The organism is Nocardiopsis sp. LDBS1602, from assembly GCF_035818715.1.
GTDB classification, from domain to species: domain Bacteria; phylum Actinomycetota; class Actinomycetes; order Streptosporangiales; family Streptosporangiaceae; genus Nocardiopsis; species Nocardiopsis alba.
The window spans coordinates 619847-646384 of the sequence record NZ_JAYLVW010000001.1 but is presented as its reverse complement, the minus strand read 5'-3'; the positions used below and the strand labels follow the sequence as shown (position 1 = coordinate 646384).

The 26538-nt window shown below is 70.8% G+C and carries 21 protein-coding genes; 8 read left to right on the top strand and 13 right to left on the bottom strand.

What is annotated here, in order from left to right; translation table 11 throughout:
* Positions 1–132: 132 nt before the first annotated feature.
* A complete protein-coding gene (dctA, locus tag U9J66_RS03050) occupies positions 133–1563 on the top strand; it encodes a C4-dicarboxylate transporter DctA (protein WP_161111952.1) in 1431 nt (476 codons plus the stop codon).
* Positions 1564–1707: 144 nt separating this feature from the next.
* Complete coding sequence (locus U9J66_RS03045; RefSeq protein WP_326336957.1) at positions 1708–2913, top strand: serine hydrolase domain-containing protein; 1206 nt, start codon at positions 1708–1710, stop codon at positions 2911–2913.
* Positions 2914–2970: 57 nt separating this feature from the next.
* Here the strand turns inward: U9J66_RS03045 and U9J66_RS03040 are convergent, their stop codons facing one another.
* The 5 genes from U9J66_RS03040 to U9J66_RS03020 all read right to left on the bottom strand — a co-directional run bounded on the left by U9J66_RS03040 (position 2971) and on the right by U9J66_RS03020 (position 9771).
* Positions 2971–4407: an NCS2 family permease gene (locus tag U9J66_RS03040; RefSeq protein WP_014911380.1), complete on the bottom strand. Its 1437-nt coding sequence runs from the start codon at positions 4405–4407 to the stop codon at positions 2971–2973.
* A gap of 201 nt (positions 4408–4608) precedes the next feature.
* Positions 4609–7041: a xanthine dehydrogenase family protein molybdopterin-binding subunit gene (locus U9J66_RS03035; RefSeq protein ID WP_014913255.1), complete on the bottom strand. Its 2433-nt coding sequence runs from the start codon at positions 7039–7041 to the stop codon at positions 4609–4611.
* Entirely contained in the window at positions 7041–8399 is a 1359-nt protein-coding gene (locus U9J66_RS03030; protein WP_042281689.1) for an 8-oxoguanine deaminase, read from the bottom strand. The genes U9J66_RS03035 and U9J66_RS03030 overlap by 1 nt, the downstream gene beginning before the upstream one ends.
* Positions 8396–8911: a (2Fe-2S)-binding protein gene (locus U9J66_RS03025; RefSeq protein WP_014908753.1), complete on the bottom strand. Its 516-nt coding sequence runs from the start codon at positions 8909–8911 to the stop codon at positions 8396–8398. Before U9J66_RS03025 ends, U9J66_RS03030 begins: the two co-directional genes overlap by 4 nt.
* On the bottom strand, positions 8902–9771 hold the full coding sequence (locus tag U9J66_RS03020) for an FAD binding domain-containing protein (protein ID WP_026125040.1): 870 nt from the start codon (positions 9769–9771) through the stop codon (positions 8902–8904). The genes U9J66_RS03025 and U9J66_RS03020 overlap by 10 nt, the downstream gene beginning before the upstream one ends.
* Before the next feature lie 311 nt (positions 9772–10082).
* Here U9J66_RS03020 and U9J66_RS03015 point away from each other — a divergent pair, with 311 nt between their 5' ends.
* Together U9J66_RS03015 and U9J66_RS03010 are read left to right on the top strand one after the other, a co-directional pair.
* A complete protein-coding gene (locus tag U9J66_RS03015) occupies positions 10083–11663 on the top strand; it encodes a PucR family transcriptional regulator (protein ID WP_326336956.1) in 1581 nt (526 codons plus the stop codon).
* A gap of 37 nt (positions 11664–11700) precedes the next feature.
* A complete protein-coding gene (locus tag U9J66_RS03010) occupies positions 11701–12405 on the top strand; it encodes a pentapeptide repeat-containing protein (RefSeq protein ID WP_326336955.1) in 705 nt (234 codons plus the stop codon).
* A 76-nt stretch (positions 12406–12481) separates the two neighbouring features.
* Here the strand turns inward: U9J66_RS03010 and U9J66_RS03005 are convergent, their stop codons facing one another.
* Positions 12482–14059 carry a BCCT family transporter gene (locus tag U9J66_RS03005; protein WP_014911033.1) on the bottom strand — a complete coding sequence of 526 codons (1578 nt, stop codon included), beginning with the start codon at positions 14057–14059 and terminating at the stop codon, positions 12482–12484.
* A 202-nt stretch (positions 14060–14261) separates the two neighbouring features.
* Between U9J66_RS03005 and U9J66_RS03000 the strand changes: the two genes are divergently transcribed.
* Positions 14262–14969 (top strand): GntR family transcriptional regulator, encoded by a 708-nt coding sequence (locus U9J66_RS03000; RefSeq protein WP_326336954.1) that lies wholly within the window; start codon positions 14262–14264, stop codon positions 14967–14969.
* A gap of 89 nt (positions 14970–15058) precedes the next feature.
* Here U9J66_RS03000 and U9J66_RS02995 read toward each other — a convergent pair whose 3' ends face one another.
* From U9J66_RS02995 to U9J66_RS02985, 3 genes are all read right to left on the bottom strand, one after another.
* Positions 15059–16477, bottom strand: coding sequence for a DEAD/DEAH box helicase (locus U9J66_RS02995; protein ID WP_326336953.1), 1419 nt, complete (start codon positions 16475–16477; stop codon positions 15059–15061).
* A 228-nt stretch (positions 16478–16705) separates the two neighbouring features.
* Positions 16706–16909, bottom strand: a complete 204-nt coding sequence (locus tag U9J66_RS02990; RefSeq protein WP_014913247.1) for a cold-shock protein — start codon at positions 16907–16909, stop codon at positions 16706–16708.
* 295 nt (positions 16910–17204) lie between these two features.
* Positions 17205–17768 carry a Chromate resistance protein ChrB gene (locus U9J66_RS02985; RefSeq protein ID WP_326336952.1) on the bottom strand — a complete coding sequence of 188 codons (564 nt, stop codon included), beginning with the start codon at positions 17766–17768 and terminating at the stop codon, positions 17205–17207.
* 126 nt (positions 17769–17894) lie between these two features.
* On the opposite strand from U9J66_RS02985, the gene U9J66_RS02980 reads away from it, so the two are divergent.
* The gene (locus U9J66_RS02980) at positions 17895–19085 is read left to right on the top strand and encodes an MFS transporter (RefSeq protein ID WP_326336951.1); all 1191 of its coding nucleotides are present in this window, start codon (positions 17895–17897) and stop codon (positions 19083–19085) included.
* 91 nt (positions 19086–19176) lie between these two features.
* Here U9J66_RS02980 and U9J66_RS02975 read toward each other — a convergent pair whose 3' ends face one another.
* Positions 19177–20031 carry an NAD(P)H-binding protein gene (locus U9J66_RS02975; RefSeq protein ID WP_326336950.1) on the bottom strand — a complete coding sequence of 285 codons (855 nt, stop codon included), beginning with the start codon at positions 20029–20031 and terminating at the stop codon, positions 19177–19179.
* Positions 20032–20112: 81 nt separating this feature from the next.
* On the opposite strand from U9J66_RS02975, the gene U9J66_RS02970 reads away from it, so the two are divergent.
* On the top strand, positions 20113–21069 hold the full coding sequence (locus tag U9J66_RS02970) for an AraC family transcriptional regulator (protein WP_326336949.1): 957 nt from the start codon (positions 20113–20115) through the stop codon (positions 21067–21069).
* On the opposite strand, the gene U9J66_RS02965 is transcribed toward U9J66_RS02970, so the two are convergent.
* The 3 genes from U9J66_RS02965 to U9J66_RS02955 are packed head-to-tail and all read right to left on the bottom strand — an operon-like array spanning position 21066 to position 24373.
* A complete protein-coding gene (locus tag U9J66_RS02965) occupies positions 21066–21998 on the bottom strand; it encodes an aminoglycoside phosphotransferase family protein (protein ID WP_326336948.1) in 933 nt (310 codons plus the stop codon). The genes U9J66_RS02970 and U9J66_RS02965 overlap by 4 nt on opposite strands.
* 34 nt (positions 21999–22032) lie before the next feature.
* Entirely contained in the window at positions 22033–23112 is a 1080-nt protein-coding gene (locus tag U9J66_RS02960) for an endo-1,4-beta-xylanase (RefSeq protein ID WP_326336947.1), read from the bottom strand.
* Positions 23113–23122: 10 nt separating this feature from the next.
* Positions 23123–24373, bottom strand: a complete 1251-nt coding sequence (locus tag U9J66_RS02955; protein ID WP_326336946.1) for a cytochrome P450 — start codon at positions 24371–24373, stop codon at positions 23123–23125.
* A gap of 269 nt (positions 24374–24642) precedes the next feature.
* Here U9J66_RS02955 and U9J66_RS02950 point away from each other — a divergent pair, with 269 nt between their 5' ends.
* A complete protein-coding gene (locus U9J66_RS02950; protein ID WP_042281671.1) occupies positions 24643–26424 on the top strand; it encodes a serine/threonine protein kinase in 1782 nt (593 codons plus the stop codon).
* The last annotated feature ends 114 nt before the right edge of the window (positions 26425–26538 follow it).

Below are 26538 nucleotides of genomic sequence, written 5' to 3'. Positions count from 1 at the left end.
AACGGCGTTCTGTCACTGTTCACCTGGGTGTGGGGGGTATTGCGTGCCTCTTGTGACGGAAGTTACACTCCGCTCATTCATTCCGCGATGAGGAATGTAAATTCCAACCCCCGTCCCCTGTGGAGGGTGTCCATGGCCGTGGCCACGGAAACCGACTCGTCCCCTCGACCCCGCCGCATCTACCACTCCCTCTTCTTCCAGGTGATCGTCGCCGTCATCCTCGGCGTACTGATCGGACACCTGTGGCCGACGGTCGGCGAAGCGCTGCGCCCCCTGGGCGACGGCTTCATCCGACTCATCAAGATGCTGATCGCGCCGCTCATCTTCTGCGTGATCGTCACCGGCATCGCCAAGGTCGGAGACCTCGGCTCCGTGGGACGCATCGGCGTCAAGGCCCTGGTCTACTTTCAGGTCGTCACCGCCTTCGCCCTGTTCTACGGCATGGTCGTCGCCAACCTCTTCAAGCCCGGCGTGGGCTTCGAGGTCGACCCCGCCGACCTCGACACCGGCGCCCTGGAAGAGGTCACCCAGGGCGGAGAGCTGCCCGGCGTGGCCCAGTTCTTCCTCGACGTGATCCCCGAGAGCGTCGTCGGCGCCTTCGCCGAGAACTCACTCCTCCAGGTCCTCTTCTTCGCGGTGTTCGTGGCCCTGGCCCTGTCCAAGCTGGGCGAACGCGGCAAGCCGGTCCTCGACCTCATCGAGCGTTTCACCGACGTCATCTTCGTCTGCATCGGCTGGATCATGCGGGTGGCCCCCATCGGCGCCTTCGGTGCGATGGCCTTCGTGATCGGCGCCTACGGGCTCTCCTCGCTGAGCAGTTTCGGGATGCTCATCATCGCCTGCTACTCGGCCGCGGTGATCTTCCTGTTCGCGCTCGCCGTCATCGCCAGGGTCCTGGCCGGCGTCAACCTGTGGAAGTTCCTGCGCTACACCAAGGAGGAGTTCGCCCTCGCCATCGGCGCCGCCTCCTCCGAGGCGGTCATGCCGCGCATCATGCAGAAGCTCACCAACGCCGGCTGCTCCAAGGCGACCACAGGCCTGGTCGTACCGACCGGCTACTCGTTCAACCTCGACGGCGCCGCCATCTACCTGCCGATCGCCGCGCTCTTCCTCGCCCAGGCCTTCGGCGCCGATCTCAGCGTCGCCGACCAGCTCATGATGGTCCTCATCCTGCTCCTGACCTCCAAGGGCATGGCCGGGGTCCCGGGGTCGGCCTTCCTGGCCCTGTCGGCGACCGCCACCGCTCTGGGCGCCTTCCCCGCCGCCGGCGTCGCGCTGCTCCTGGGCGCGGACCGTCTCATGGACACCATGCGCGTGTCGATCAACCTGCTCGGCAACTGCGTGGCCACCTTCGTCATCGCCAGATGGGAGGGCCAGCTCGACATGGAGCGGATGCGCGCCGTCCTCGACGGCCGCGAGCCGCCCGCCCGTGAGGAGGACGAGGAGGAGCCCGTCGAGGCCGAGGTCTCCGAGGCCCCGAACGAGACCGCCGGAGCCCTCGCCGGGGCCGGTGACACCGACAAGGGCACCACCGGCGACACCGCCCCGCCCACCGAACGCTAGAAGGACGCGACCGACCCACCACGGCCGCCCTCCCACCCGGAGGGCGGCCGTTCCTGGACCCCCGCACGTACATGGGCACCCGATCGTCGAAACCGGCCCCGCTACCCTGAGGGCCGTCACTCCCCCCCCGACAGCGAGGTGACCATGGACGCTTCCTCCGGCCCCGTCGTCCACGGCCGGGTCGAGCCCGGGTTCGAACCGGTCCGCGACGCCTTCCGCCGTAACCTCACCGAACACGGAGAGGTGGGCGCGGCCGTGGCCGTCCACCACGCCGGCCGTCCGGTGGTCGACCTGTGGGCCGGGGTTCGGGACCTCGACTCCGGAGCCCCCTGGGAATCCGACACCCTGGCGATCGTCTTCTCCGCCACCAAGGGCGTCACCTCGATGGTCCTGGCCCACGCCCATTCACGGGGGCTGTTCGAATACGACCGTCCGGTGGCCCACTACCGGCCCGGGTTCGCGCGTGCGGGCAAGGAACGGATCACCGTCCGCGAGCTGCTCTCCCACCGCGCCGGGCTGCCCTACCTGGACGCCGAGCTCACCCCCGCCCTGCTCGCCGACCACGACCGTCTCGCCGAGGCCCTGGCCGCACAGAGGCCGGTGTGGGAACCCGGGACCCGGCAGGGGTACCACAGCGTCACCATCGGTCTCTACGCCGGTGAGCTGCTGCGCAGGGTGGACGGGCGTACCGTCGGCGCCTACCTGGCCGAGGAACTGGCCGCGCCCTTGGGGCTGGAACTGTACATCGGGCTGCCCGAGGAGATCGGCGAGGAACGTCTGGCGCCCATGGCCGGAGGAACCTGGCGCGATCTGCTCGCCGACCCGGCCGCCGTCCCGTTCGGCCACATCGTGGCGCGGGCCCTGCCCTGGACCACCGCCGCCCGCACCTTCGCCAACCCGCGACTGCGCTCGGCCGGGCGGCTCGCCGACCCCGACTATCGCTCCGTGGAACTGCCGCACGGCAACGGCTTCGCCACCGCGCGCTCCCTGGCAGCGCTCTATGGAGAGTTCGCCCAGGGCTCCCCGACACTGGGGGTGGGGGAGGAGAGCCTGCGGGCCCTGGAGGAACGGCCCGACCCTCCCCCGAGAGGGGAGTACGACGTCAACCTCAAGATCCCCACGCGGTACTCGCTGGGCCTGTGGAAACCCCACCCCGCCTGGCGGTTCGGCAGCGACGACCGGGCCTATGGGACCCCCGGCGCGGGCGGCTCGTTCGGGTTCGCCGACCCGGCCACCGGGACCGGATACGGCTATGTGCCCAACCGCATGGGGCTGCGGATCAGGGACGACCCTCGTGACGCGGCCCTGCGTCGCGCCCTGGCCGACTGCCTGAAGGCCTCGACGCCCTGAGGACGACGAAGGCCGGACCCCGCGGGACAGGGCGGGTCCGGCCACTGCGCGTTCGGGTCACAGACCCATGGCGTGCATCGAGAAGTGGAAGGCGAAGACCGCGCTCAGGAGCCACATCAGCCAGCCGACGTCGTAGAACCTCCCCTGCACGGTCCTGATCAGGGTGTGCGCGATGATCCCGATGCCGATCCCGCTGGCGATGTCGTAGGCGAACGGCATCATCGCGATGGTCAGGAACGCGGGGATGGCCACCGAGATGTCCGTCCACGCGATCTGACCCACGTGCATCATCATCATGGCGCCCACCAGCACCATCGCCACCGACGCCGCCTCGGCCGGCACCATGCCGAAGACCGGGGCGAAGAAGAGGCCGCTGAGGAACAGCGCACCGGTGACCACGCTGGCCAGACCGGTCCGGGCGCCCTCGCTCACCCCGGCCGTGGACTCCACGAACACCAGCGTCGCCGAGGAGCTGGTCAGACCACCGGCCACCGCGCCGGCGCCGTCGGTGACCAGGATCTGGTTGACCCGGGGCATCTGCCCCTTGTCGTCGGCGATCCCGGCCTTGGTGCCGATCGCCAGGATGGTGCCCAGGGCGTCGAAGAACCCGGCCAGCACCAGGGTGAACAGGATGATGCCGGCGGTGGTGGGTCCGGCCGAGGTCCAGGCGCCGAACAGGTCCACCTGGAACAGCAGCCCGAAGTCGGGCATGGACACCGGGCTCGAGGGCAGCGCGGGGACGCCGCCTCCCCACACCTGGTCGTTCAGGTTCAGCGCGTAGTGCAGGATCACCGCGAGGACGGTGGCGCCCACGATGCCGTAGAAGATCGCTCCGGGCACGTTGCGCGCCAGCAGCAGGGAGGCCAGGATCAGGCCGGTCACGAACACCAGGATCGGCCATCCGTCGAGGTGGCCGCCGCCGCCCGCGACACCGAGCTGGAGCAGGCTTCCGCCGTCGCCGGCGCTCACGAAACCGGCGTTGGTCAGACCGATCAGCGACACGAACAGGCCGATGCCCACCCCGATGGCGAGCTTGAGGTCGTGCGGCAGCGCGTTCATGACCGCGGTCCGCACCCCGGTGACGACCATGAGGATGATGGCGATGCCCTGCCAGACGACCAGGCCCATCACCTCGGGCCAGGCCATCACCGGCGCCGCCTGATAGGCGACCACCGCCATCACGCCCAGCGCGGCCGCGCAGGCGATGGGCGCGCGGCCGACCAGGCCCATCATGATGGTGACCAGACCGGCGGACAGAACGGTCATGGTGGTCAGCTGGGGGGCCGAGAGCACGTCGCCGTTCACGTCGGTGACGCTGCTGAGGATGACCGGGTTCAGGACGATGATGTAGGCCATCGCCATGAACGTGGTCAGGCCTCCGCGGACCTCGCGGCCGTAGGTGGAACCTCGTTCGCCGATGAGGAAGAACCGGTCGAGCCAGGATCGATCCGTACCGGATCGTGTGCTCGATCCGGTGCCGTTGTTTTCGGGCACGTCCCCTCCTGGAGGGATATGGGCACGACGAGACAGCGCCGCGTGGGAAAAAGGGGGGTGACTACCTAGCGTAGTCGAATTCGCCGCCGGGATATCGGGGCCCGGGGCCGCCCGCCCGGGGCCGATGACGTCGGTCGTACCGGGGCGGGAGGAGAGAGGGGGAGGGGCGCGCGGGTGGCGCCGCCCCTCCCGGGAGAGGACCTACAGGTCGATACCGACGATGTCCTCGGGGCGCACGGGGGCGTGGGTCAGCGGCCGTCCGGTCGCGTCGCGCACCGCCGCCACGATCGCGGGCGTGGACGACAGCGTCGGCGGTTCGCCGGCGCCGCGCAGCCCGTACGGGGAGTGCGGGTCGGGGTGCTCCAGCACGTCGATGCGCATCGGCGGGGTGTCCAGGATGGTCGGGATCAGGTAGTCGGTGAAGGACGGGTTGCGGATCTCGCTGTCCTTGACCTGGATCTCCTCCATCAGGGCCAGACCCAGGCCCTGGGTCGAGCCGCCCTGGATCTGTCCGGCGAGCTGCTGGGGGTGCATCACCTTGCCCACGTCCTGGACCGCGTCCAGGGCCACGACCTTGACCAGGCCCAGCTCCACGTCCACGTCCACGACGGCGCGGTGCACGCACATCCCGAACTGGGTGTGCGAGCTGCCCTGACCCAGCTCGGGGTCGATCATCTCGGTGGGACGGTGGTGGTACTCGCGGGTCCGCTCGACCACGGTGCCGTTCTCGGCGGACTCGCCCAGCAGTTCGGCCAGCGACACCAGGACGCCGTCCACGGCGGAGACGACCTTGCCGCCCTCCAACGCCAGCTCGACGTCCTCGCGCCCCTGGGGGACGAACCCCTTGCGCCGGGCCAGCTCGAACACCTCGGCGCGCACCGAGGCGCACGCGGTGCGCACCGCGCCACCGGTCATGTACGACTGGCGCGAGGCCGAGGACGAACCGGCCGAACCCACCTGGGTGTCGGAGGGGGCGATGACCACCTTCTCCACACCCAGCTCGGTGCGGGCGATCTGCCCCTTGATGGTCACCAGCCCCTGGCCGACCTCGGCGGCGGCCGTGTGCACCAGGACCACCGGTTCGCCGGCGACGATCTCCAGCCGGACCCGCGCGGTGGAGTAGTCGTCGAACCCCTCCGAGAAGCACAGGTTCTTGAGGCCGAGGCCGTATCCCACGCCGCGGACGACACCCTCGCCGCGTGTGGTCCCGGCGACGCCGCCCGGCAGGGTGCGCTGGTCGGAGGGGTCCTCCAGTTCGGTGCGCTCCACCGGCATGGGAAGGTCACGGCACCGCTCCAACATCTCCGCCATCGGCAGCGGCATGTCGATCTCCTGGCCGGTGATGATCCGCGACCCCTGCGCCATGGCGTTCTTCAGCCGCAGGTCCACCGGGTGCATGCCCAACTCCTTCGCGAGCCGGTCCATCTGCGACTCGTAGCCGAAGCAGGCCTGGACCGCGCCGAAGCCGCGCATGGCGCCGCAGGGCGGGTTGGTGGTGTAGACGCCATAGGCGTCCACCAGCACGTTGGGCACCTCGTAGGGGCCGATCCCCAGGGAGGAGGCCACGCCCACCACGGCGGGGGTCGCCGACGCGTAGGCGCCGCCGTCCACGATGATCTCCAACGTGGCGTACAGCAGGGTGCCGTCGGCCTTGGCCCCGTGCTCGTAGCGCATCTTGGCCGGGTGGCGGTGCACGTGTCCGTAGAAGGACTCCTCCCGGTTGTAGACGAACTTGACCGGCTTGCCGGTGCGCAGGGCCAGCATGCACGCGTGGATCTGCATGGACAGGTCCTCGCGGGCGCCGAACGCTCCTCCCACGCCCGCCAGGGTCAGCCGCACCTTCTCCTGGGGCAGCCCCAGGGCCGGGGCGATCTGGCGCTGGTCCACGTGCAACCACTGGGTGGCCACGTACAGGTCCACGCCGCCGTCCTCGGCGGGGATCGCCATCCCCGACTCCGGGCCGAGGAAGGCCTGGTCCTGCATGCCCACCTCGTACTCGGTGGTCACCACGGCGTCGGCCTCGGCGCGCAGCCGCTCCAGGGCCTCCCGGTGCGCCTCCTGGGAGGAGGGGGACTCGGCGAAGGCGCCGGTGCGGATGGGCTGGTAGCGCACCCGGTTGCCGCTCTGGTTGTACTCGGGGTGTTCGGGCAGCTCGCCCTTCTCGTGCACCAGCGGGTACTCGGGGTCCAGTGCCGCCCGTCGGGAGTCGCTCACCGGGGGCAGGACCTCGTAGTCGACCTCGATCCGCTCCAGGGCCCGGCGCGCGGTCTCGGGGTGGTCGGCGGCCACGATCGCCACGGCCTCACCCTTGTAGCGGACCTTGTCGAAGGCCAGGACCGGCTGGTCCTGGTACTCCAGGCCGTACCGCTTCTCCCCGGGGACGTCCTCGTGGGTGAGCACCGCGTACACGCCGGGCAGCCTCAGCGCCTCGGTGACGTCGATGCCGTGGATCCTCGCGTGCGGGTGGGGGCTGCGCAGGGTCGCCCCCCACAGCATGTCCTCCATCCACATGTCGGAGGAGTAGGCGAACTCTCCGGTGACCTTCAAGGTCCCGTCGGGCCGGCGCGGGCTGGCGCCCACCCCGTCCTTGGTGGTGCTGGTCAGGTCCGTGACGGTACGGGTCGTCGTCGCCATCAGCGGTTCACCTCCTGGGTCAGACGCCGGTGCGCCTCGCGGCCGCGGGCGGAGGCCGTCTCGGCGGAGAGGGTGCGCAGTTCACCGCGGTCGACGACGGTGTTCCCGCCGACCATCAGCCGCTCCAGCGGCGGGGTCGGGCCGAACACCATCGCCACCACAGGGTCGTCGATCACGTTGTGGCCGAAGCCGTCCACCCGCCACAGCGCCAGGTCGGCGACCTTGCCCACCGACACCGAGCCCAGCTCGCGGTCGCGGCCCAGCACCTTGGCCCCGCCCAGGGTGGCCATCTCCAGGGAGCGGCGGGCGGACAGCGCCTTGGGCCCCTTGCGGGCGCGGGCCATCAGCAGGGCCTGATGCATCTCGCCGGCCATCGTCGACAGTTCGCTGGAGGCGGGACCGTCCACACCCAGGCCGACCTTGGCGCCGGCCTCCAACAGCTCGGTGACCCGACAGATCCCCGCGCCCAGGCGGGCGTTGGAGGTGGGGCAGTGCGCGACCCCGGTGCCGGTGGCCGCGATCCGGCCGATCGCCTCGTCCGACAGGTGCACGGCGTGCGCGAACCACACGTCCTCGCCCAGCCAGCCGAGCCGTTCGGCGTATTCGACGGGGGTGCAGCCGAACTCGGCCAGGCACTGCTCCTCCTCGTCGAGGGTCTCGGCCAGGTGGGTGTGCAGCCGTACGCCCTTGTCCCGGGCCAGCTCCGCGGCCTGGGTCATCAGCTCGCCCGAGACCGAGAACGGCGAGCAGGGCGCCACCGCGATCCGGGTCATCGAGTCGAAGGAGGGATCGTGGTGGGTGTCGATGGCGGCGGCGGTCCCCGACAGGGCCCCCTCCAGGGTCTCCACCACGCTGTCCGGTGGAAGTCCGCCCTGGCTCTTGCCCCGGTCCATCGAACCGCGCGCCAGGTCCAGCCGGATCCCGACCTCGCGGGCGGCCTCCACCTCGGCGGCCACGATGTCCCCGCGCCCGGACGGGTAGATGTAGTGGTGGTCGGAGGCTGTCGTGCAGCCGGACAGCGCCAGGTGGGCGAGCCCGGCCGACGTCGTCCCCGACACCACCTCGGCGTCGAGTCGGTGCCAGATCTCGTAGGAACCCACCAACCACTCGAAGAGCGTGCCGTCGGCGAACAACCCCTGCGTCGCCCACTGGTAGAGGTGGTGGTGGGTGTTGACCAGACCGGGCGTGACCACGAGGCCCCGACCGTCGATCCGCTCGATCTCGCCCTCCACGGCGGGGGCGGGCCCGGCGCCCACGGCCGCGATACGACCGTCGCGCACCACGACGTGGCCGTTCGCGTACTCGGGTCCGTCCACGGTCACCACGTGGGCGCCCTCGATGACGATCACGTTGCTCATGAGGTGCTCCCGGCCGCGGCGCGGCGTTCGGCGGCCAGGTGGACCGCGTCGATGATCTTCTCGTATCCGGTGCAGCGGCACAGGTTGCCGGCCAGCGCCTCACGGATCTCGGAGTCGTCGGGCGCCGCGCGTCCCGCGCCCACGGTCCGCTCGATCAGGTCGTCGGTCTGCACGAGCAGACCCGGGGTGCAGAACCCGCACTGGACGGCCCCGGCCTCGACGAACGCCTCCTGCACCGTGCTCAGGGTGCGGTCGCCGCCCTTGCCCGGCTCCTCGGCCAGACCCTCGACGGTGCGCACCTCGCGCCCCTCGGCCTGGCCGGCGGCGATCATGCACGAACAGGCGGTCACCCCGTCGAAGTAGACGGTGCACGAACCGCACTCGCCCTGCTCGCAGGCGTTCTTGCTGCCGGGCAGCCCCAGCCGCTCGCGCAGCACGTACAGCAGGCTCTCGCCCGGCCAGACGTTGTCGGCGGTGACGTCCTCGCCGTTGACGTTGAAACTCACGCGCATCGCGTGGACCCCTTCCGGTAGTCGGTGACGGACCAGCTCAGCGCACGACGCGCCATGACGGCCAACGTGTGCCTGCGGTACGCGGCGCTGCCGCGCTGGTCGTCGATGGGACGGGCGGCGGCGGCCACCAGCTCGCCGAACCTGGTGACGACGGCCTCGGAGAGGGGCCGCCCGTCCTCCCAGTCGAACTCGGCCTCCAGGAACTCCTCGGCGGCCTCGGCGCGGAACGGCGTCGGACCGGCCGAGCCCACACCCGTGCCGACCCTGCGGTTCTCGGTGTCCAGGGCCAAGGAGAAGTTGGCCACCGCGATCACCATCGCGTTACGGGTGCCGATCTTGGCGAACTGCTGCGGGCCGGTGGGCGCGGGCAGCAGGATCGCGGTGATCAGCTCGTCCGCGCGCAGCGCCGTCTCGCGGAACGACAGATAGAAGTCGCGCGCCCGGACCCTGCGGGTGCCGCGCACCGACGCGAGCTCGATCTCGGCGTCGGTGGCCAGCAGGGGCGGGTGGCACTCACCGGCGGGGGAGGCCCCGCCCAGGTTGCCGCCGACGGTGCCGCGGTTGCGGATCTGGGGGGAGGCCACCGACCGTGAGGCCTTGGCCAACGCGGGGGCGCGCCCCGACAGGTGCTCGATGATCCTGGTGTAGGGGACACCGGCGCCCAGTCGGGTGCGGTCGCCGTCCACGCCCCACTCCGCCAGTTCCGGTACCCGGGTCAGATCGATCAACGCCGAGGGGCGGCGCTTGTCGAAGTTCAACTCCACCATCACGTCGGTGCCGCCCATGATGGGCACTCCATCGGGGTGGGCGCTCCTGGCCTCTAGGGCCTCCACCAGTGTGGATGGCCTCAGGAATTCCATGCTCGTCCTCGTCCTGCGCAGTGGTCCGGTCGCGGTCACGTCGACGCGACCTCTCGTGAAATCCGGCGATCCGTTCGAATAGCGGGCGATCTTGTGAAGTACACCACTCAGGGTCGACGATCACCATCCGGTGATGACATGAAGTGATCCCGGAACGAACGGCGGCCTTTGGTCGTTTCCTCCAAGTGGTGACGATGAGAGCATCGTGTGACCGTTACTCCGCTGTTCACCACCCCCATCGTGGGACACACTGTGTCCCGACACGTAGGCATCACCGGTGGGACACGCCCACCCGAACGTGAAGGAAGTCCATGCAGATCAGTGAACTCCTCGCCGTCAAGGGACTGCGCCTGCGGTTTTTGTCGGGAGAGGAGCACGCCCGCCGTGACATCCGGTGGGCCTACACCACTGACCTGCTCGAACCCGCGCGCTACCTCCGCGGCGGGGAGCTCGTGCTGACCGGCATGATGTGGCATACCCGACCGGAGGACTCCGAGACCTTCGTCTCCTCGATCGTCTCCGCCGGCTCGCTGGCCGTGGGCGCCGGTCGGGCGCTGGGCGAGATCCCCCCGGACCTGATCGAGGCCTGCCGCGCCCACGACATCCCGCTCATCGAGATCCCCACCGAGACCTCCTTCGGCGCGGTCACCGAGGAGGTGCTGCGCTCCCTCACCCAGCGCCGCTTCACCACCATCGCCGAGACCCGCGACCGGCACCGTCGTCTCATGGCCGAGGTCGCCTCCGGCGCCGACTTCCCGAGCGCCTTCTCCTCGGCGGCCACCCAGGCCGGTCTCGAGGCCTGGGTGATCTCCTCCGGCGGCCGGCACATCGCCTCCTCCAGTGGGCCCCTCCCCGTCGAGGACCGCGAACGGTTGGCCGCCCAGGCGCTCACCTGGTCCGCCTTCCCGCGCACCCTGCGCTTCCCCGACGAGGGCGAGAACGGGCGCGCGATCACCGTCCTGCCGGTGCGGGCCAGGGAGACGCACTCGCTGGCCGGCTGGTGGATGGTGGTCGCCGGAGACCACCGGGACTGGAGCGAGGAGGAGCACGAGACGGTCGCCGAACTCGTCTCCATCGGGGTCCTGGCCCGCAGCCGGGCCGAGGAGCGGGCCCTGACCACCGCCCGGCATCTGGAGGGTCTGCCCCGTCTGCTCGCCGCCCAGCGCTTCGACGAGGTCGCCGAGCTGATACGCGGGGCCGAGGGCGGCTCCGTGCCCGAGGACCGCGCGCACGTGGTGGTCAGCGCCGTCATGCTGCCCGACCCCAGGGTCCCCGATCTGTCCCGCCGGGTGCTGGCCGAGCTAGTCGCCGACCACCCCGCCGCGGTGGTCACCGGCGACAACGACGCCTTGGCGATCATCCCCGTGGAGGGCGGAGACCACGACATCCGGCAACGGGGCGAGGAGATCCGCAACGAGCTGGTCCACCGCGCCCATGTCCTGGACGCCGGCCTGCTCGACTACCGGCTGGTCGTCGGGTTGAGCTCGGCGGCGCGCGGCATCACCGAACTGCGCGGCGCGGCGGTGGAGGCCCGGCACGCCCGTCGGCTGGCCGAGCTGCGCGGCGGACGCTCCCGTGTCATCGCCGGGGCCGAGATCGACTCCCACGAACTGCTGTTGGCCTCGGTCCCCGAGGAGGTGCAGACCTCCTACCGGGAACGTCTCCTGGGCCCGCTGATCGCCTACGACCGGGACCACCGTTCGGACCTGGTCGAGACCCTGGAACGGTTCCTGGCCCACTCGGGTTCCTGGCAGCGCTGCGCCGCCGCGATGCACGTGCACGTCAACACCCTGCGCTACCGCATCGGCAGGGTGGAGGAGCTCACCGGACGTGACCTGAGCAGTCTCGAACACCGCGTCGATCTGTTCCTGGCCCTCAAACTCCGGGACTGAGCCGCTTTCGTCCGAGGGGGCCGCTAGGGTCCGGTGCGTGAGCACCGATCCTCTCGCCACAGCCGAGACCACCGACGCCGACCTGTCCGACCTCGATCTGCGCGAGGCCCTGTCCCGCGACCCGGGACGGCCCCGTGTCCTGACCCGCTGCGATCTGAGCGGGGCCGATCTGCGCGACGCCGCCCTGGTGGACGCCCATCTGATCGACTGCCGGTTGGACGGGGCGCGCCTGGACCGAGCCGAACTGGAGGGCGCGGTGTTCACCGGCGGCAGCGCCTCGGGAGCCTCCTTCGCGCACTCCGAGTGCACCGACACCCGCTTCGAGCGGATGGACCTGGCCAACACCCGCTGGCAGGGCGCCCTGCTCACCGACACCGTCTTCTCCGGCTGCCGGATGACCGGCGCGGGCCTCACCTCGCTGCGGGGGATCGGCTATAGCTTCTCTCAGTGCAACCTGATGCTGGCGCGCTGCAAGGGGCTGGTCCTGCGCGGTCGGACCCTGGAGGGGCTGCGCATGGACGAGGCCGACCTGGCCTCCGCCGACCTGCGGGAGACGGTGTGGGTGGAGTCGCGGCTGCGCGGCGCCAACCTGATCAACGCCCGGTTCACCGGCGCCGACCTGCGCGGCGCCGATCTGGGCGAGCTGCCCCTGGACCAGGCGGGTCACCTGCGCGGGGCCACCATCTCCCCGACGCAGTCGGGCATGATCCTGGCCTCGCTCGGTATCACCGTCGCCGAGTGAACGACGAGGGCGCGGGGGAGGAACCCCCGCGCCCTCGTGCGCACGACACGTCCGCGCCGCCGTTACGGCGTTTCGATCAGTGGACCGGTTCCGGCTCCTCCTCGACCACCGGGGCGGCCTCCGACCCCCCGGCGACTGCGGGGTCGGAACGCAGGTCGCGCCAGAAGGCCACGACCACTCCCACGATGACGACCAGGAACGGCGCCGAGGCGACGATGACCGTCTGTTGGAGGGCGGCCAGACCGCCGGAGAGCAGCAGGATCACCGCCAGGACCCCGGTCATCGCACCCCACAGGAGCAGGATCGGGGTGCGCGGCTTGACGGCGCCGTGCGTGGTGATCATGCCGAGCACGTACGTGTTGGCGTCGGCGCCCGAGACGAAGAACAGCACCGCCAGGACGACCACCAGAGCGGTGGTCACCGTCGGCAGCGGGAACTCCGCGAGGGTCGCGAAGAAGGCGCTGTTGATGTCGGCCGCGGTGGCTCCGGCGATATCGGTGCCGTGGTTCATGTCGAGGTCGATGGCGGCGCCGCCGAAGACCGCGAACCAGGTGAAGAACGCCGCGCTGGGCATGACCAGGACGACCAGCACGAACTGGCGGATGGTGCGGCCTCGGGAGATGCGGGCCAGGAAGATCCCGACGAACGCGCCCCAGGAGACCCACCAGGCCATCATGAAGTAGGTCCAGCCCTGCATCCAGCCGATGTCCCCGAACGCCGGACCGCGCAGGCTCATCACGAGGAAGTCGTTCGCGTACAGGCCCACCGACTCCAGGAAGAGCGAGACCAGGAACGAGGTCGGCCCCAGGAGGAGGACGAACAGGAACAGCACCGAGGCGATGGAGAGGTTGACCTCGCTGGTGTAGCGGATGCCGCGCTTGATGCCGGAGGCCGCGGACAGGCTGAACAGGACCGTCACCGCGACGACGATCACGACCTGGGTCGTGGTGCCGGTCGGGGTCCCCAGGAGGCGGTTCAGCCCGTTGTCGATCTGGAGCGCGCCCAGACCCAGGGAGGTCGTGGTGCCGAACAGGGTCGCGAAGACCGTGAAGACGTCGATGGCCTTGCCCGCCGGGCCGTCGGCGTGACGGCCCAGGAGCGGCCGGAAGAGGGCGCTGACCAGGCCGGGGCGCTTCTTACGGTGCATCGAGTAGCCGATGGCCAGGCCGAAGACGGCGAAGATCGCCCAGGCGTGCAGGCCCCAGTCGTAGAACGAGTACTGCATGGCCACCACGGCGGCCTGCGGTGTGCCCGGTTCGGCGAGGCCGTGGGGCGGTTCCCACATGTGGGAGACGGGTTCGGCGATGCCGTAGGAGACCAGGCCGATGCCCATGACCGCGCACAGGATCATCGCGATCCAGGTGTGGGTGGCGAACTCCGGACGGTCGTCGTCGGAGCCCAGACGGATCCGCCCGAAGCGACTGAAGGCGAGGAAGAGCAGGAAGGCCAGCAGGATCAGCGGCAGCAGCAGGTAGGCCCACCCGAAACCGCGGGTGATGTGGTCCAGTGCGACGCTCATCACCGACATCTGGTGGGTGGGGGCGATCACACCCCAGGCCACGAAGACGAGGGAGATCGCCAGGGAGGTCCAGAAGACGCTCCCGAGACCCTTCCCGGACCGGGTGGCGTTCCCGGTTCGGGCGGAGGCGTTCATCCGAACCACCGTCGACGGTGGTCGGGTCCGGCCGGAGGAGGACGTAGGTACAGGGTTTCTTGCATGGCAGGCGAGCTTAGTTTCCCGTTCGGGCACCGTCAAAATAAGACTCTGTGGGAGAAATCCCAGGCGAAAGGGGTTGTGTCGCCCCGGGTTTCGTGTTGTTTGACGTTCGAACGCCGACTTTCCTATGTTCTGTGCCATGCAAGAGAGTGAGGAGGTGGGCGTGCGCAAGCCCGTCGAGTTCCCCCTGGGCACCCAGGAGCGCGTCGTCGAGCAACTGCGTCGGGCGATCACCGGCGGTCTCCACGCTCCGGGCGACGCCCTGTCGGAGGTGGCCCTGGCCGAGGCCTACGGAGCCAGCCGCACCCCCGTCCGTGAGGCCCTCAAGCAGCTCCAGGTCGATGGGCTGGTGGAGATCCGACCGAGGGTGGGCACCTTCGTGCGGGGGCTCTCCCGACGCGAGGTCGTCGAGCTGTTCCAGATCAAGGAGGTGCTGGAGGGCTTGGGCGCGCGCCTGCTCGCCGGGCGGGGGAGCGTCGTCGAGGTCGAGCTGTTGGAGGAGAACCTCTCGTGCGCCCGCCGGGCCCTGGCCGAGGGGGAACTGGACACCTGCGCGCGGCTGACCCACGAGTTCCACGACCTGGTGGTGCTCGGCGCGGACAACACGAGCCTGGTCCACCGGCATCGACGGTTGACCGACCAGCTCGCCTACCACCGCCTGGTTGCGGGGCCCTCGCGACGCCCGAAGGCGTTCGAGAGCGCTTTGGACGAGCACCGGATCGTGCTCGACCGCGTCCTCGACAAGGACGGCTTCGGGGCGGAGGCGGCGATGGGTCTGCACGCGCGCGCCGGAGAGCAGGCGGTGATGGCGGCCGACCCCTGGGGCGACGGACCCCGTAACGGGTGAACCGGGGAGGGGCCGCGTCAGGGCACGAGGGCCGGCCCCTCCGACACGCGGGGTCGGAGATCTCTCCGACCCCGCGTGTCATACCCGTCTCAGCGGCGCGGTCGTCGTCGCGGCCCGCGCGAGGAGGGGGCACGACGTGGCGCGCGGGGCGCCGCGGTGGGCACCGAGACCGGCACCCCCGAGGGCTCACGGGCCCCGGTCACCCTGGTCAGTTCCGGATCCTCGGCGTTCACCCGCACGGTATGCGGCTCGATCCGGGCCCGGCTCATCAACCGGGTCATGTCCCGTCGCTGGTTCTGTAGTACGAGCGTGACCACGCTGCCGGACTCTCCCGCCCTGGCCGTGCGTCCGCCCCGGTGCAGGTAGTCCTTGTGGTCGGTGGGCGGGTCGATGTTGACGACCAGGTCCAATCCGTCCACGTGGATGCCGCGGGCCGCCACGTTGGTGGCGATCAGGGCCGTGACGTCCCCTCGCTTGAACTGGTCGAGGGTGCGGTTCCGTTGCGGCTGACTCCGGCCACCGTGCAAAGGCGCGGCGAGGACCCCGTTGGCCAGCAGGTGATCGGCCATACGGTCCACGGCGCGCTTGGTGTCGAGGAACATGATCACCCGACCGTCACGGGCCGCGATCCGGGTGGCGATGGCCTGCTTGTCCATGAGCGACACGTGCATGACGTGGTGCTCCATGGTGGAGACCGCGCCCTCGGAGGCGTCGACCGAGTGGACCACCGGGTCGTTCAGGAAACGACGGACCAGCGTGTCGACGTTACGATCCAGGGTCGCCGAGAACAGCATGCGCCGACCGTCGGCCGGGACCTCTTGGAGGATCGCGGTGACCTGGGGCATGAACCCCATGTCGGTCATCTGGTCGGCCTCGTCCAGGACCGCCGACTCCACCCGGTCCAGGACGCAGTCGCCCCGCTCCATCAGGTCGCGCAGACGCCCGGGGGTGGCCACGACCAGGTGGACACCTCGCTGAAGGGCGCGGGCCTGACGGTGGATGGGCATACCGCCGACGACGGTGACCGTGCGCGCACCCACCGAACGGGCATAGGGCTCCAGTGAATCCGCGACCTGTCCGGCCAGCTCACGGGTGGGCGCGAGCACCACGGCCAAGGGACGGCGGGGTTCGACGGCACGCCCTTCGAGCCGGGCGAGCAGGGCCAGGCCGAAGGCCAGGGTCTTACCCGAACCGGTCCGACTGCGGCCGAGCACGTCGCGCCCGGCCAGGGAGTTGGGCAGGGTCGCCGCCTGGATCTCGGACGGGACGGTCAGGCCCTGGCGGGCCAGGGTCCGCTTCAGCGGCGCGGGCATGTCCAGCGCCTCGAAGGAGGTCACCGGTGGGAGCGCGGGGGTGACGGTGACCGGAAGAGCGAACTCTCCGAAGGCGTTGCCCCCGGCTCGGGAACGCCCGTCGAAGCGAGGACGCCGACCGCCCTGAGGACGTTGCCGGCCGTACCCCTGGGAGTGACGACCGCGGCTTGTGCCGGTGTGGGAGGGATGACTCATATATGGCCTTTCGCCGGCGGTGTTCGCCGGGGGGCCTTCTGGCCTCGCAGGGGGAACCGGGTACGCCGGATGAATTGATCGGATGACCGCGCCGGGGTGAAGAATTCCGGGGCGCGATGACCGTCGATGCCGGTCGGAGAATCACGGCTGAGAAATCGACGGAAAAGAGAAAGCGGTGGGGTGCGACGCCCGGAGGGCGGACCTCACCGCTGGAGGAGCCGGGGCTCCCTAGATCAGGGTGATGTTCTCGGCCTGGGGGCCCTTGGGCCCGGCGACGGCGTCGAACTGCACGGCCTGGCCGTCGGCCAGCTCGCGGTAGCCGGTGGCCTGGATGTTCGAGTAGTGGGCGAAGACGTCGGGGCCGCCGCCGTCCTGCTCGATGAAGCCGAAGCCCTTGTCCGCGTTGAACCACTTGACCTTGCCGGTCGCCATAGGGGCGCCTCTCGTTCGGAGCATGAAGAAAACCGCGGATGACGATTTTCCGTCACCGCGGTGATCGCCGAAGAGTTGAAAATCCATCGGGCCACTACTGCAACTTCTCGAAATCTATCACAGGAAAAATTTCCTGTCTCGTTATTTCGGTGTGTCGAAGTGCACTGGCGCGTGTGGTATCGAAACAGGGAAGAGTGTGCCGTGTCCGAAGAATTTCCTCGTTCTCGGGGCTCGGCGCGGGAGTCGGGGAAGCGCGGTCGAGGGGCTGTGCCCGAGCCCCCGTTCCGGAGCCCTTCTAGGCGGGGCCGTCGGCCGTCTCGCCGCGCATGGCGGCGTAGACGCGCTCGGCGTAGTCGTCCAGCGTCTCCGAGCAGACGCGCAGCCGGTCGGCGGCGGTCCGGGCCTCGGGCAGGGCGAGGACGTCGCGCCGCTTCAGGTCGCGGAACCAGCGGCGCAGCCGGTCCAGGCTCTGCTCCTCCTCTTCGAGCTCGGCGAAGGTGAACTTCTCCTTGCCGATCTCCTTGGTGATCTCGTCCTCGAACTCGCCGCAGTCGGCCAGGAACTCGCGCCACTCGTCGACGCGAGCCTCGGTGTAGGCGTCCACCAGGAACGCGCGGGCCGCGGCGTCGCGCGGATCGACGTCGTAGACCAGGACCCGACCCTCGCCGGCCGAGGCCAGTTCGGCGGCGCGGTCCACGGCCTCGCGGAAGGCCTCCGTCGCCGGCAGCGCCCAGGTGCCCTGGGACACGGGCACGGCTCCGGCGCGCCGCAGCTCACGCCAGACCGCGACCCGGTGTCGAGAGGGTCGGGCCGGTACCTGTACCACCGCGAGGGCCCACGGCATCGCATCGTCCGTCACGGGATCGACCGTAACACCGGATATCGGGGCGGTCGCCCGGGCATGCCCTCGGTCGACTGTCGCTCACGGGAAAGAGGGCGGCGACCGGTCGAACAGGTCTGAGTAACAGGTGTTACATTCGTAGACGTGACATATTCTTCGACGGCGCGTTCGGTCGCGCCCCTGTACCTCGCCGGCTTCACCACCGCCTTCGGCGCCCACGGCGTCGCCGGTGTCCTGGGGGTGGAGAGCGCCGATCTGGGCCTGTCGCTGCTCAAGCTCGGACTGGTCCTGGCCCTGTACGACGTGGCCGAGGTGATCCTCAAACCGATCTTCGGGGCGCTCAGCGACCGGATCGGGGCGCGGCCCGTCATCATCGGCGGACTGGCGGCCTTCTCCGCGGCCTCCCTGCTCGCCCTCCTCGCGCCGACCCCGCTCGTGCTGGCCCTCGCCCGCCTGGGCCAGGGAGCGGCGGCCTCCGCCTTCTCGCCGGCCTCCTCGGCCGCCGTCGCGCGGCTGGCCGGCAAGGAACGTCTGGGACGCTCCTTCGGTCGCTACGGCGCCTGGAAGAGCCTCGGCTACGTCCTGGGCCCGATCATCGGCGTGGGACTGGCCTACGTGTGGGGCATCGAGGCCCTCTACCTGGCGCTGGCGATCCTGGCCGCCGTCGCCGCGGTCTGGGTCCTGGCCTCCGTCCCCGCACTGCCGGTCGTGCCCCGCCCCCGGTACACCGTCGCCGACCTGGTCCGGCAGACCACCGAACGCGGTTTCCTGGTCCCCACCCTGCTGCTCGCCACCACCACCGCGATCCTCGGCGTCGCCGTCGGTTTCCTTCCCCTGCTGGCCACCCGGTTCGGTCTGAACCCGATGGTCGGGGCCGGCGCCGTCGCGCTGCTCGCGCTCGTCTCGACCCTCCTCCAGCCGCTCATCGGACGGATGCGCGACGAACGCCGGATCACCACCCGGGCCGGTGGTCCGGCCGGTCTCGCCCTCGCCGCCGCCGGACTGATCCTCCTCGCCCTGTTCCCCAACGCCGTCACGCTGTTCGTCTGCGCCGTGACCATAGGCCTCATGCTCGGAGCGGTCACCCCGCTGGCCTTCGCCCACCTGGCCGACGTCACCCCCGAGGAACGGATGGGCCGCACGATGGGCAACGCCGAACTCGGTCGGGAGATCGGCGACGCCGGTGGCCCACTGGTCGTCGGGGCGATCGCCACCGTCGCGTCCCTGCCGGTGGCACTGATGTCCCTGGCCGCCGCGGGCCTGGCCTCCGGGGTCCTCAGTCGGTTCGCGCTCGAGGAGGAACCGGCACGGACCTCGAGCCCGGCGGACGACTGAGGGGTGGTGCCCGAGACCCCGCTCCTCGGGCACCACCCCTTACTCATGGCCTACGCCTTCCACACCCCCGAGGCGGCGGCGTCCCGGGAGGTCATGAGTCCTCCCCGTCCCGTCGGAAGGTCCGGGCGACGTACTCGGAGAAGTCGCGGGGACCGCGCCCCAGCGCCTCCCGGACACCGGGGGAGATCCGGGCCTCCCGGCCGCGCCGGATGGCCGAGAGCGCCACGACCATCTCGCGGGCGCCGGCCTCGGACCAGCCCTCCTTCGTGAGCCCCTCGACGTACTCCTCCACCGACACCGGCTCGTAGCGCACCTCGCGGCCCAGGGCCGCGGAGATCTCACCGACCGCCTCGGCCAGGGTCGAGGTCCGGGGGCCTCCCAGCTCGTAGGTCCGCCCGTGGTGACCCTCCCCGGTCAGGGCGGCCACGGCCACGTCGGCGATGTCCTCGGCGTCGATCCAGGTGACCGCGCCCTCCGCGGTGGGCAACCGCAGCACACCGGAGCGGACCCCGTCCGCCAGCAGGCCCTCGTCGAAGTTCTGCGCGAACCAGCCCGGCCGCAGGATCGTCCACTCCGTTCCGCCGGCCTTCACCGCCTCCTCCGCCCTCAGGTGCGAGGGGGTCCCCGTCACGTCCTCGAAGTAGTCGGGCTCGTCGATCCCCCGGGCCGACAGCAGGACGATCCGTTCCACGCCCAGCGCCTTCACGCGCTTCGCGAACTCCGGGACCCTGGGGTTCTCGTCGTTCTGGACCAGATACACCGCGCCGGCGCCCTCCAGTACCCGGTCCCAGGTGTCGGTGTCGTTCCAGTCGAAGCGCCATTCGGAGGAGCGCGAGGCCGCCCGCACCTCGTGTCCACGTGCGCGCAGTCCGGCGACCACACGGCTTCCCGTCATGCCCGTCGCGGCGGTCACCAGGATCGGTCGCTGTTCCTTGTTCTGTGTCATGGAACAGAGTCAACCGTCTCCGATTGAGACGATCCATGGTTCATGAGCTCAAGACGATATTCGAACGTCTACGATCGAGGGATGGACGTACTCTCCGACCTCCTGGACGGGGTCCGGGCCCGAGGGGCCCTGTTCAGCAAATCGATCATGAACCCGCCCTGGGGGGTCCGCTTCGCCCACGACTCACCGCTGACCCTGGTCACCATGGTGCGCGGACGGGCCTGGATCGTCCCCGAAGAGGGCACGCCCCTCGAGCTGGCCACCGGCGACACCGCCATCCTGCGCTCGCCCGGCCCCCACACCATCGCCCACCCCGCCGACGCCCCCACCAGCTGCGTCGTCCTGGACGGGAACCGGTGCCTGGGTCCGGACGGCGCGCCCCTGACCGAGGAGGCCGACCTGGGGTTGCGCACCTACGGAACCTCCACGGACGCCCCCGACCTTCTCCTCAGCGGCTCTTACGAGGTGGCCGGAGACCTCAACCGACGCCTGCTCTCGGCCCTGCCCCCGGTCCTGATGGTCCCCGCCGATCACTGCCACGACGGCCTGGGCGCACTCATCCAGGAGGAGATCGACTGCCCGGCCCCCGGCCAACAACTGGTCCTGGACCGCCTCCTGGACCTGGCCCTGATCTCCCGCCTGCGCGCCTGGTTCACCTCACCCGGCGTCCGCCCTCCCGCCTGGTACACGGCCATGGCCGACCCGATCGTGGGCCGGGCCCTGCGCCTGATGCACAACCGGCCCGCCCACCCCTGGACCGTGGCCTCCCTGGCCGAGCACTGCGGGGTCTCGCGCGCCTCCCTGGCCCGCCACTTCACCGCCCTGGTCGGCACCCCGCCGATGACCTATCTGGCGGAGTGGCGGGTCGACCTGGCCGCGGAACGACTGCGCGGTACCGACGAGACCGTGGACGCCATCGCACGAGGGGTCGGTTACTCCACCGCCTTCGCGCTCAGCGCCGCCTTCAAACGCGTACGCGGGGTGACCCCCACCGAACACCGTCGAAGCCCGCTCCCGACCACAGGACAGGTCGCCTAACGACTTTCCAGGGCGCTCTCGACGGCGGCGTACCTTCGGGGGATCCGGTGCCGCCCCTCGTCCATCCACAGACAATCCTGGAGCATCCGCACCCGGGTCCAGGCGCGGGCACGGTCACGATCCAGGCCGGCGGCCGCCGTGAGGACGTCGAACCGGCGCCGCACCGCGCCGACCGGATCGCCGCTCCTCTCGGCCTCCTCCCATCGGTTGCGCAGCGCGGGCAGGAGATCGAAGCAGGGGTCGCCGGCCAGCGGCTTGGGGTCGATGGCCAACCACGCGCCCCGACGGGGATCCTCCTCGCCCGGGCGAGGGGACAGCACGTTGTCGTAGTGCAGGTCCCAGTGGATCAGACGGTCACCGGCCTCGTCGGCCAGTTCGTCGGCGAGGGTGATCCACGCCGCGAACGTCGGGCGTCCCTCGGGTTCGATCTCCCTCAGCCGCCGGCGCCCCTGGACGACGATGTCGCGTGTGACCTCCCCCAGATCGCGCAGCCCCGGGGGAGCCGGATGGGCGGAGAGCCTCGCCAGCAGGGCACCGATCTCCTCCAACGCCGACTCCAGCGGGAGGCCGTCGAGATCGCGCCCGGAATCCAGGGCCTCCAACAGCAGCGACCCGTCCTCGGGATCGTGGTCCAGCAGCCGGACCGCGCCGTCGCCGTCCCACGCCCGCAGCGCGATCGGCTCACCCGCCGTCTCCTCGTCGAGCGGCTGGAGCTTGAGCACGGCGTCGGTGCCGTCGGGACGGCGGACCGGAAGGACCAGCGCGATGGCGCCGTGCATGGGGGCTCCGGTCACGGTCAGCTCCCATCGGTCGATCCTGCGGGCCGCCAGCAGGGGGAGCGAACGTACCCAGTCCGCCCCGAAGAACCCGGTGAGGCTCTTGACCAGACCGGCGGGCACGGTGACGGGGCGGGGGGTGATCTCGTCCAAGAGGTCTTCCTCGTGGTGGATGCGCGGGCGGGGGTCAGGAGGGACGACGTCGGCGTCCCAGGGCCTCGGCCATTCCGTTCAAGGCCGGTTTGGGCCGGTAGGAGGGGTCGAAGGGCAGGGCGGCGTCATGGCCGGGGAACCATTCGGGGATCCAGGAATGGGCGTCGGTGACACCCCAGACGGTGACGCCCGAACAGCGCTCGACCTCCAGGCAGGCCTCCACGACACGACGGTACTCCTCACCCTGCGCGGCCACGGCCGCCTCGGTGACGGGCTCGGGGATGCGCACGTCCAGCTCGCTGATCTCCACGTCCAACCCCAGGTCGGAGAAGCGGGCCATGTTCCGGGCCAGGTCGTCGGGGACCGTGCCGTGCACGAAGTGCCCTTGAAGGCCCACGCCGTGCAGGGGCACGCCCCGCTCCAGAAGGTCGGAGGCGAGCGCGTACAGGGCGTCGGCCTTGGGCCCCGGACCCTCGACGTTGAACTCGTTGATGTACAGCTCGGCCTCGGGATCCACCTCGTGGGCCATCGTCAGGGCCTGGGCGATGTAGTCCTCGCCCAGGGTGTCGAGCCACAGGTTTCCGCGCAGCTCGGGCCCGTCGTCCACGAAGGGTTCGTTGATCACGTCCCAGGAGGAGACCCGGCCCTGATAGCGGCCCAGGAGCGCCTCCATGTGCTCGCGCATGATCGCGCGCAGCCCGTCGGCGTCGTAGGACCCCTCCGAGAGCCACGCGGGCTGCTGGTTGTGCCAGAGCAGGGTGTGGCCGCGCACGTCCAGACCGTTCTCCACCGCGAAGTCGACCACGGTGTCGGGGCCGCTCCAGTCGAAACGGCCCCGCTCGGGCTGGACGTGCTCCCACTTCATGGTGTTCTCCGCCGTCACGGAGGTGTAGTGATCGGCGACCAGGTCACGGTAGGCCGGGTCGTCCCGGAGCGGGTCCACCGCCACGGCGACGCCCAGCTCGATCCCCCGGGAGGCCGCCAGCGCGGGCAGCTCTCCCGGGTCGGGTCCTCCCTCCGCCCGGGGAAGGACCAGTGCCAGTACCGCGACGATGACGACGAGACCCACGCCCACCCCTCCCACCACGAGCGGGGTGCTCCGCCTGACCGTCACCCGTTCCTCCCTAACGCCCCGGGGCGACCGGGAATCGGGACAGCCCCCGCACGGTCAGGGTGTCACGTCGAGTGGGCATCGCGGTGGGACGCAGCCCCGGGGCGCGTCGGCTCAGGACCCGCAGGGCCACGCGCCCCTCCAACCGGGCCAGTGGAGCGCCCAGACAGTAGTGGACCCCGCCGGAGAAGGAGAGGTGATCGCCCGCGTTCTCCCTGGTGATGTCGAACCGGTCGGGGGCGGTGAAGTGCCGAGGGTCGCGGTTGGCGGACCCGATGAGACACATCACCTGCTGCCCGGCGGCCACCGGCACGCCCTGGACCTCGGTGTCCCGGTGGGCCCACCGCCCGGTGAGCTGGACGGGGGAGTCGTAACGCAGGATCTCCTCCACGGCGTTGTCGACCAGATCCGGCTCCTCGACCAGACGCTCCCAGGTGTCACGGTGCCGCAGGAGCGCCATCGTCCCGTTACCGATGAGGTTGACCGTGGTCTCGAACCCGGCGACCAGCAGCAGTCGGAACATCGCGCTCAGCTCGGTGGCGGTCAGCCCGCCCTCGTCGGTGTGGGCGACCAGGGCGGAGAGCACGTCCTCTCCAGGACGGGCACGGCGTTCGGCCACCAGCCGTTCGAGCAGGACGTCCAACTCGGCCGCGGCCTCCCGGATCTCCTGGAGGTGCCGCGCCGAACGGGCCCCGTCCAAGGAGGCCCCGATGACGGCGCCGATCCGGTCGAAGTCGGCCCGCTCGTGCTCGGGCACGCCCAGCAGCCCGCTGATGACGGCGATGGGCAGCGGCTGGGCGAAGTCCCGCATCAGGTCGAAACCGTCGCGCTCCAGGGCCCGGTCCAGCAACCCCTCGGCGACGTCCTCGATCAACGTCCGGTAGTCGGCCATCCGTCTGGGGGAGAAGGCGGGGCGGGCCAGGGAACGCAACCGACCGTGCTCGGGCGGGTCCCGCTGGAGGAAGGACAGGTCCAGAAGGTCGAACTGCCCGGGGACCTCGACGTCGGCCGGCGGCCGGACACCGAAGTCGCGCCCGCGCAGCACCTGATCGACGGCGGCCCGGGTGGCGGCCGCGTGGAAGGGCAGTCGGCTGGGGGTGAGGTCTCCACGAGAGCGCAGCCGTCTATAGGTCGGATAGGGGTTGGCGCGCCAGGGATGGTGCAGTAGACGGCTGGGATGGTCACCGCTCTGGGCGACCAGCCAGGACAGGCCGTGCGCGGCGCGGAGTCGGGTGTCGGTGCGAAGGGTGTCGAGGATCCCCATCGAAGGTGTGCTCCGTCCTCTCGATGTGCCCCGACCCTAGCCCCGCCGGGCCCGGCGGGGGTGCGCTTTCCCGGGAACGGCCGTAAGCGGCCAAGGACGCGGACGAGGGGCCGGGACGAGCGCCGGTCACCGCCGCGCGGTCGCGGCCGTCACCGGGCGGGGACACGGCCGGGATCACAGTGGGCGACGGTGGTTCGGAGGGGGGCGGTACGCCCTAGACTGGGGCCCCGTTCGGTAGGAAGACGCCGCAGAGCCGGAGGTTGAGGACGTTGGGGCCGCTAGAGAGCACCGATCCGGAGCGCATCGGCCGATACCGGCTGATCGGGCGCCTGGGCGCCGGTGGGATGGGTCAGGTGTTCTTCGGCCGTTCGGCCGGCGGCCGCGCGGTCGCGATCAAACGCATCCACCCGCACATGGCCGCGGACCGCTCCTTCCGTGAGCGCTTCGCCCGCGAGGTGACCGCCGCGCGTCAGGTCAGCGGCGCCTTCACCGCGCCCGTGATCGACGCGGGACCCGACGACGAGGTGCCCTGGCTGGTGACCTCCTACGTCCCCTCCCTGCCGTTGGACGAGGCCGTGCAGGCCCACGGCCCGCTGCCCGAGGCGACGGTGCGCGTGCTGGCCGCGGGTCTGGCCGAGGCGCTGGTGGAGATCCACCGGGTGGGGCTGATCCACCGTGACCTGAAGCCGGGCAACGTGCTGCTGGCCGAGGACGGCCCTCGCGTGATCGACTTCGGGATCGCCCGTGCCACCGACGGTACGGCGGCGACGCAGTCGGTGATCGGCACCCCCGGCTTCATGAGCCCCGAACAGGTCCAGGGCGAGGAGCTCACCCCCGCCAGTGACCTGTTCGCCTACGGCGCGGTGCTGGCCTTCGCCGCCTCGGGTGGCGGACCGTTCGGCGAGGGCAACATGCCCACGATGGTGATGCGGATCATCAGCCGTGAACCCGATCTGTCGGGGGTGCCCGAGTCGCTGCGCCATCTGGTGGCGGCCTGTCTGTCCAAGGACGCCCGGGGCCGTCCGGGGCCGGGGGAGATCCTGGACTACCTGGGCGACGTGCACGCCGGGTCCTCCTGGCTGCCTCCGGCCGTGATGATGGGCGTCCAGGAGCAGGTGGCCAAGGTCAACAAGGCCTTGGCGACGTCGGCCATGGACCCCGGCGCGACCGGCGGCCACCAGCGCACCGAGGTGCTGGGGGCGGGCGGCGCCGCGGCTCTGGGCGGGGCCGCCGGAGCCGTCGCGGGCGCCGCGGCGGCGGGGGCACTGGGCGACGATCAGTCGACCCGGATGATGCCGCAGAACGGAGAGAACCCGGCCACCGCCGGTCAGGGGTACCAACCGACCCAGCAATACCAGCCGACTCAGCAGTACCAGCAGCAGGGCGATCAGGCCACGCAACGCTTCCCCGGCGCGGGAGGCCCCGCCTCGGCCGACCCCTACGGTGGTTCCACCCGACGGTTCGACCAGGCCGGGGGAGACGATCCCTACGCCGACCTGTACGGCGGTTCCCGCGGCACGCAGGACCCGCGCCGCGCGGAGGAGGAGCGCTACCGGCGGCAGATGGAGCAGCAGCGCCGTCAGGAGCAGGAACAGCGCCGGGCCCGGGAACAGCAGGAGGAACAGCGTCGTCGGCAGGAGGCCGAACGCGCGCACCGTGAACGGGTGCGCGCCGAGCAGGAGGCGGCGCGCAGGGCCCAGTCGGAGGCCCGACGGGCCGATCGGCCGAGCCTGTGGAGCTTCGTCAAGCTGCTGCCGCTGCTGATCATCCCGCTGATCCAGATCCCGCTGGGCTACGGCGCGGCCCTGGCCTGGTCGTGGTTCACCACCGAGACCGACGTGTGGACCGGCGCGGCGTACTACTTCGAACCGTGGAGCCTGGACTCCTTCGGGCACGCCACCATGCTCGGCTACTTCATCCTCAACAACCTGGTGGCGCTGGAGTACCTGGTGCGCTCGCTACGGACCTCGTTCGTGACGGGGGCGGTGCTGGCCCTGGGCACCATCGCGGCGACCAACGGACTGCTGTACAGCTTCGGTTTCTGGGGCTGAGACCTTCGGGAACGTCGGGGGGGGGGGGGCCAGACGCCCCCCCCCCCCCGGGGTTAAACCAGGTCGCACCCAAGAGCGCGGGGGGTGGGGGGGCCCCGACAGAAGGGGGACCCC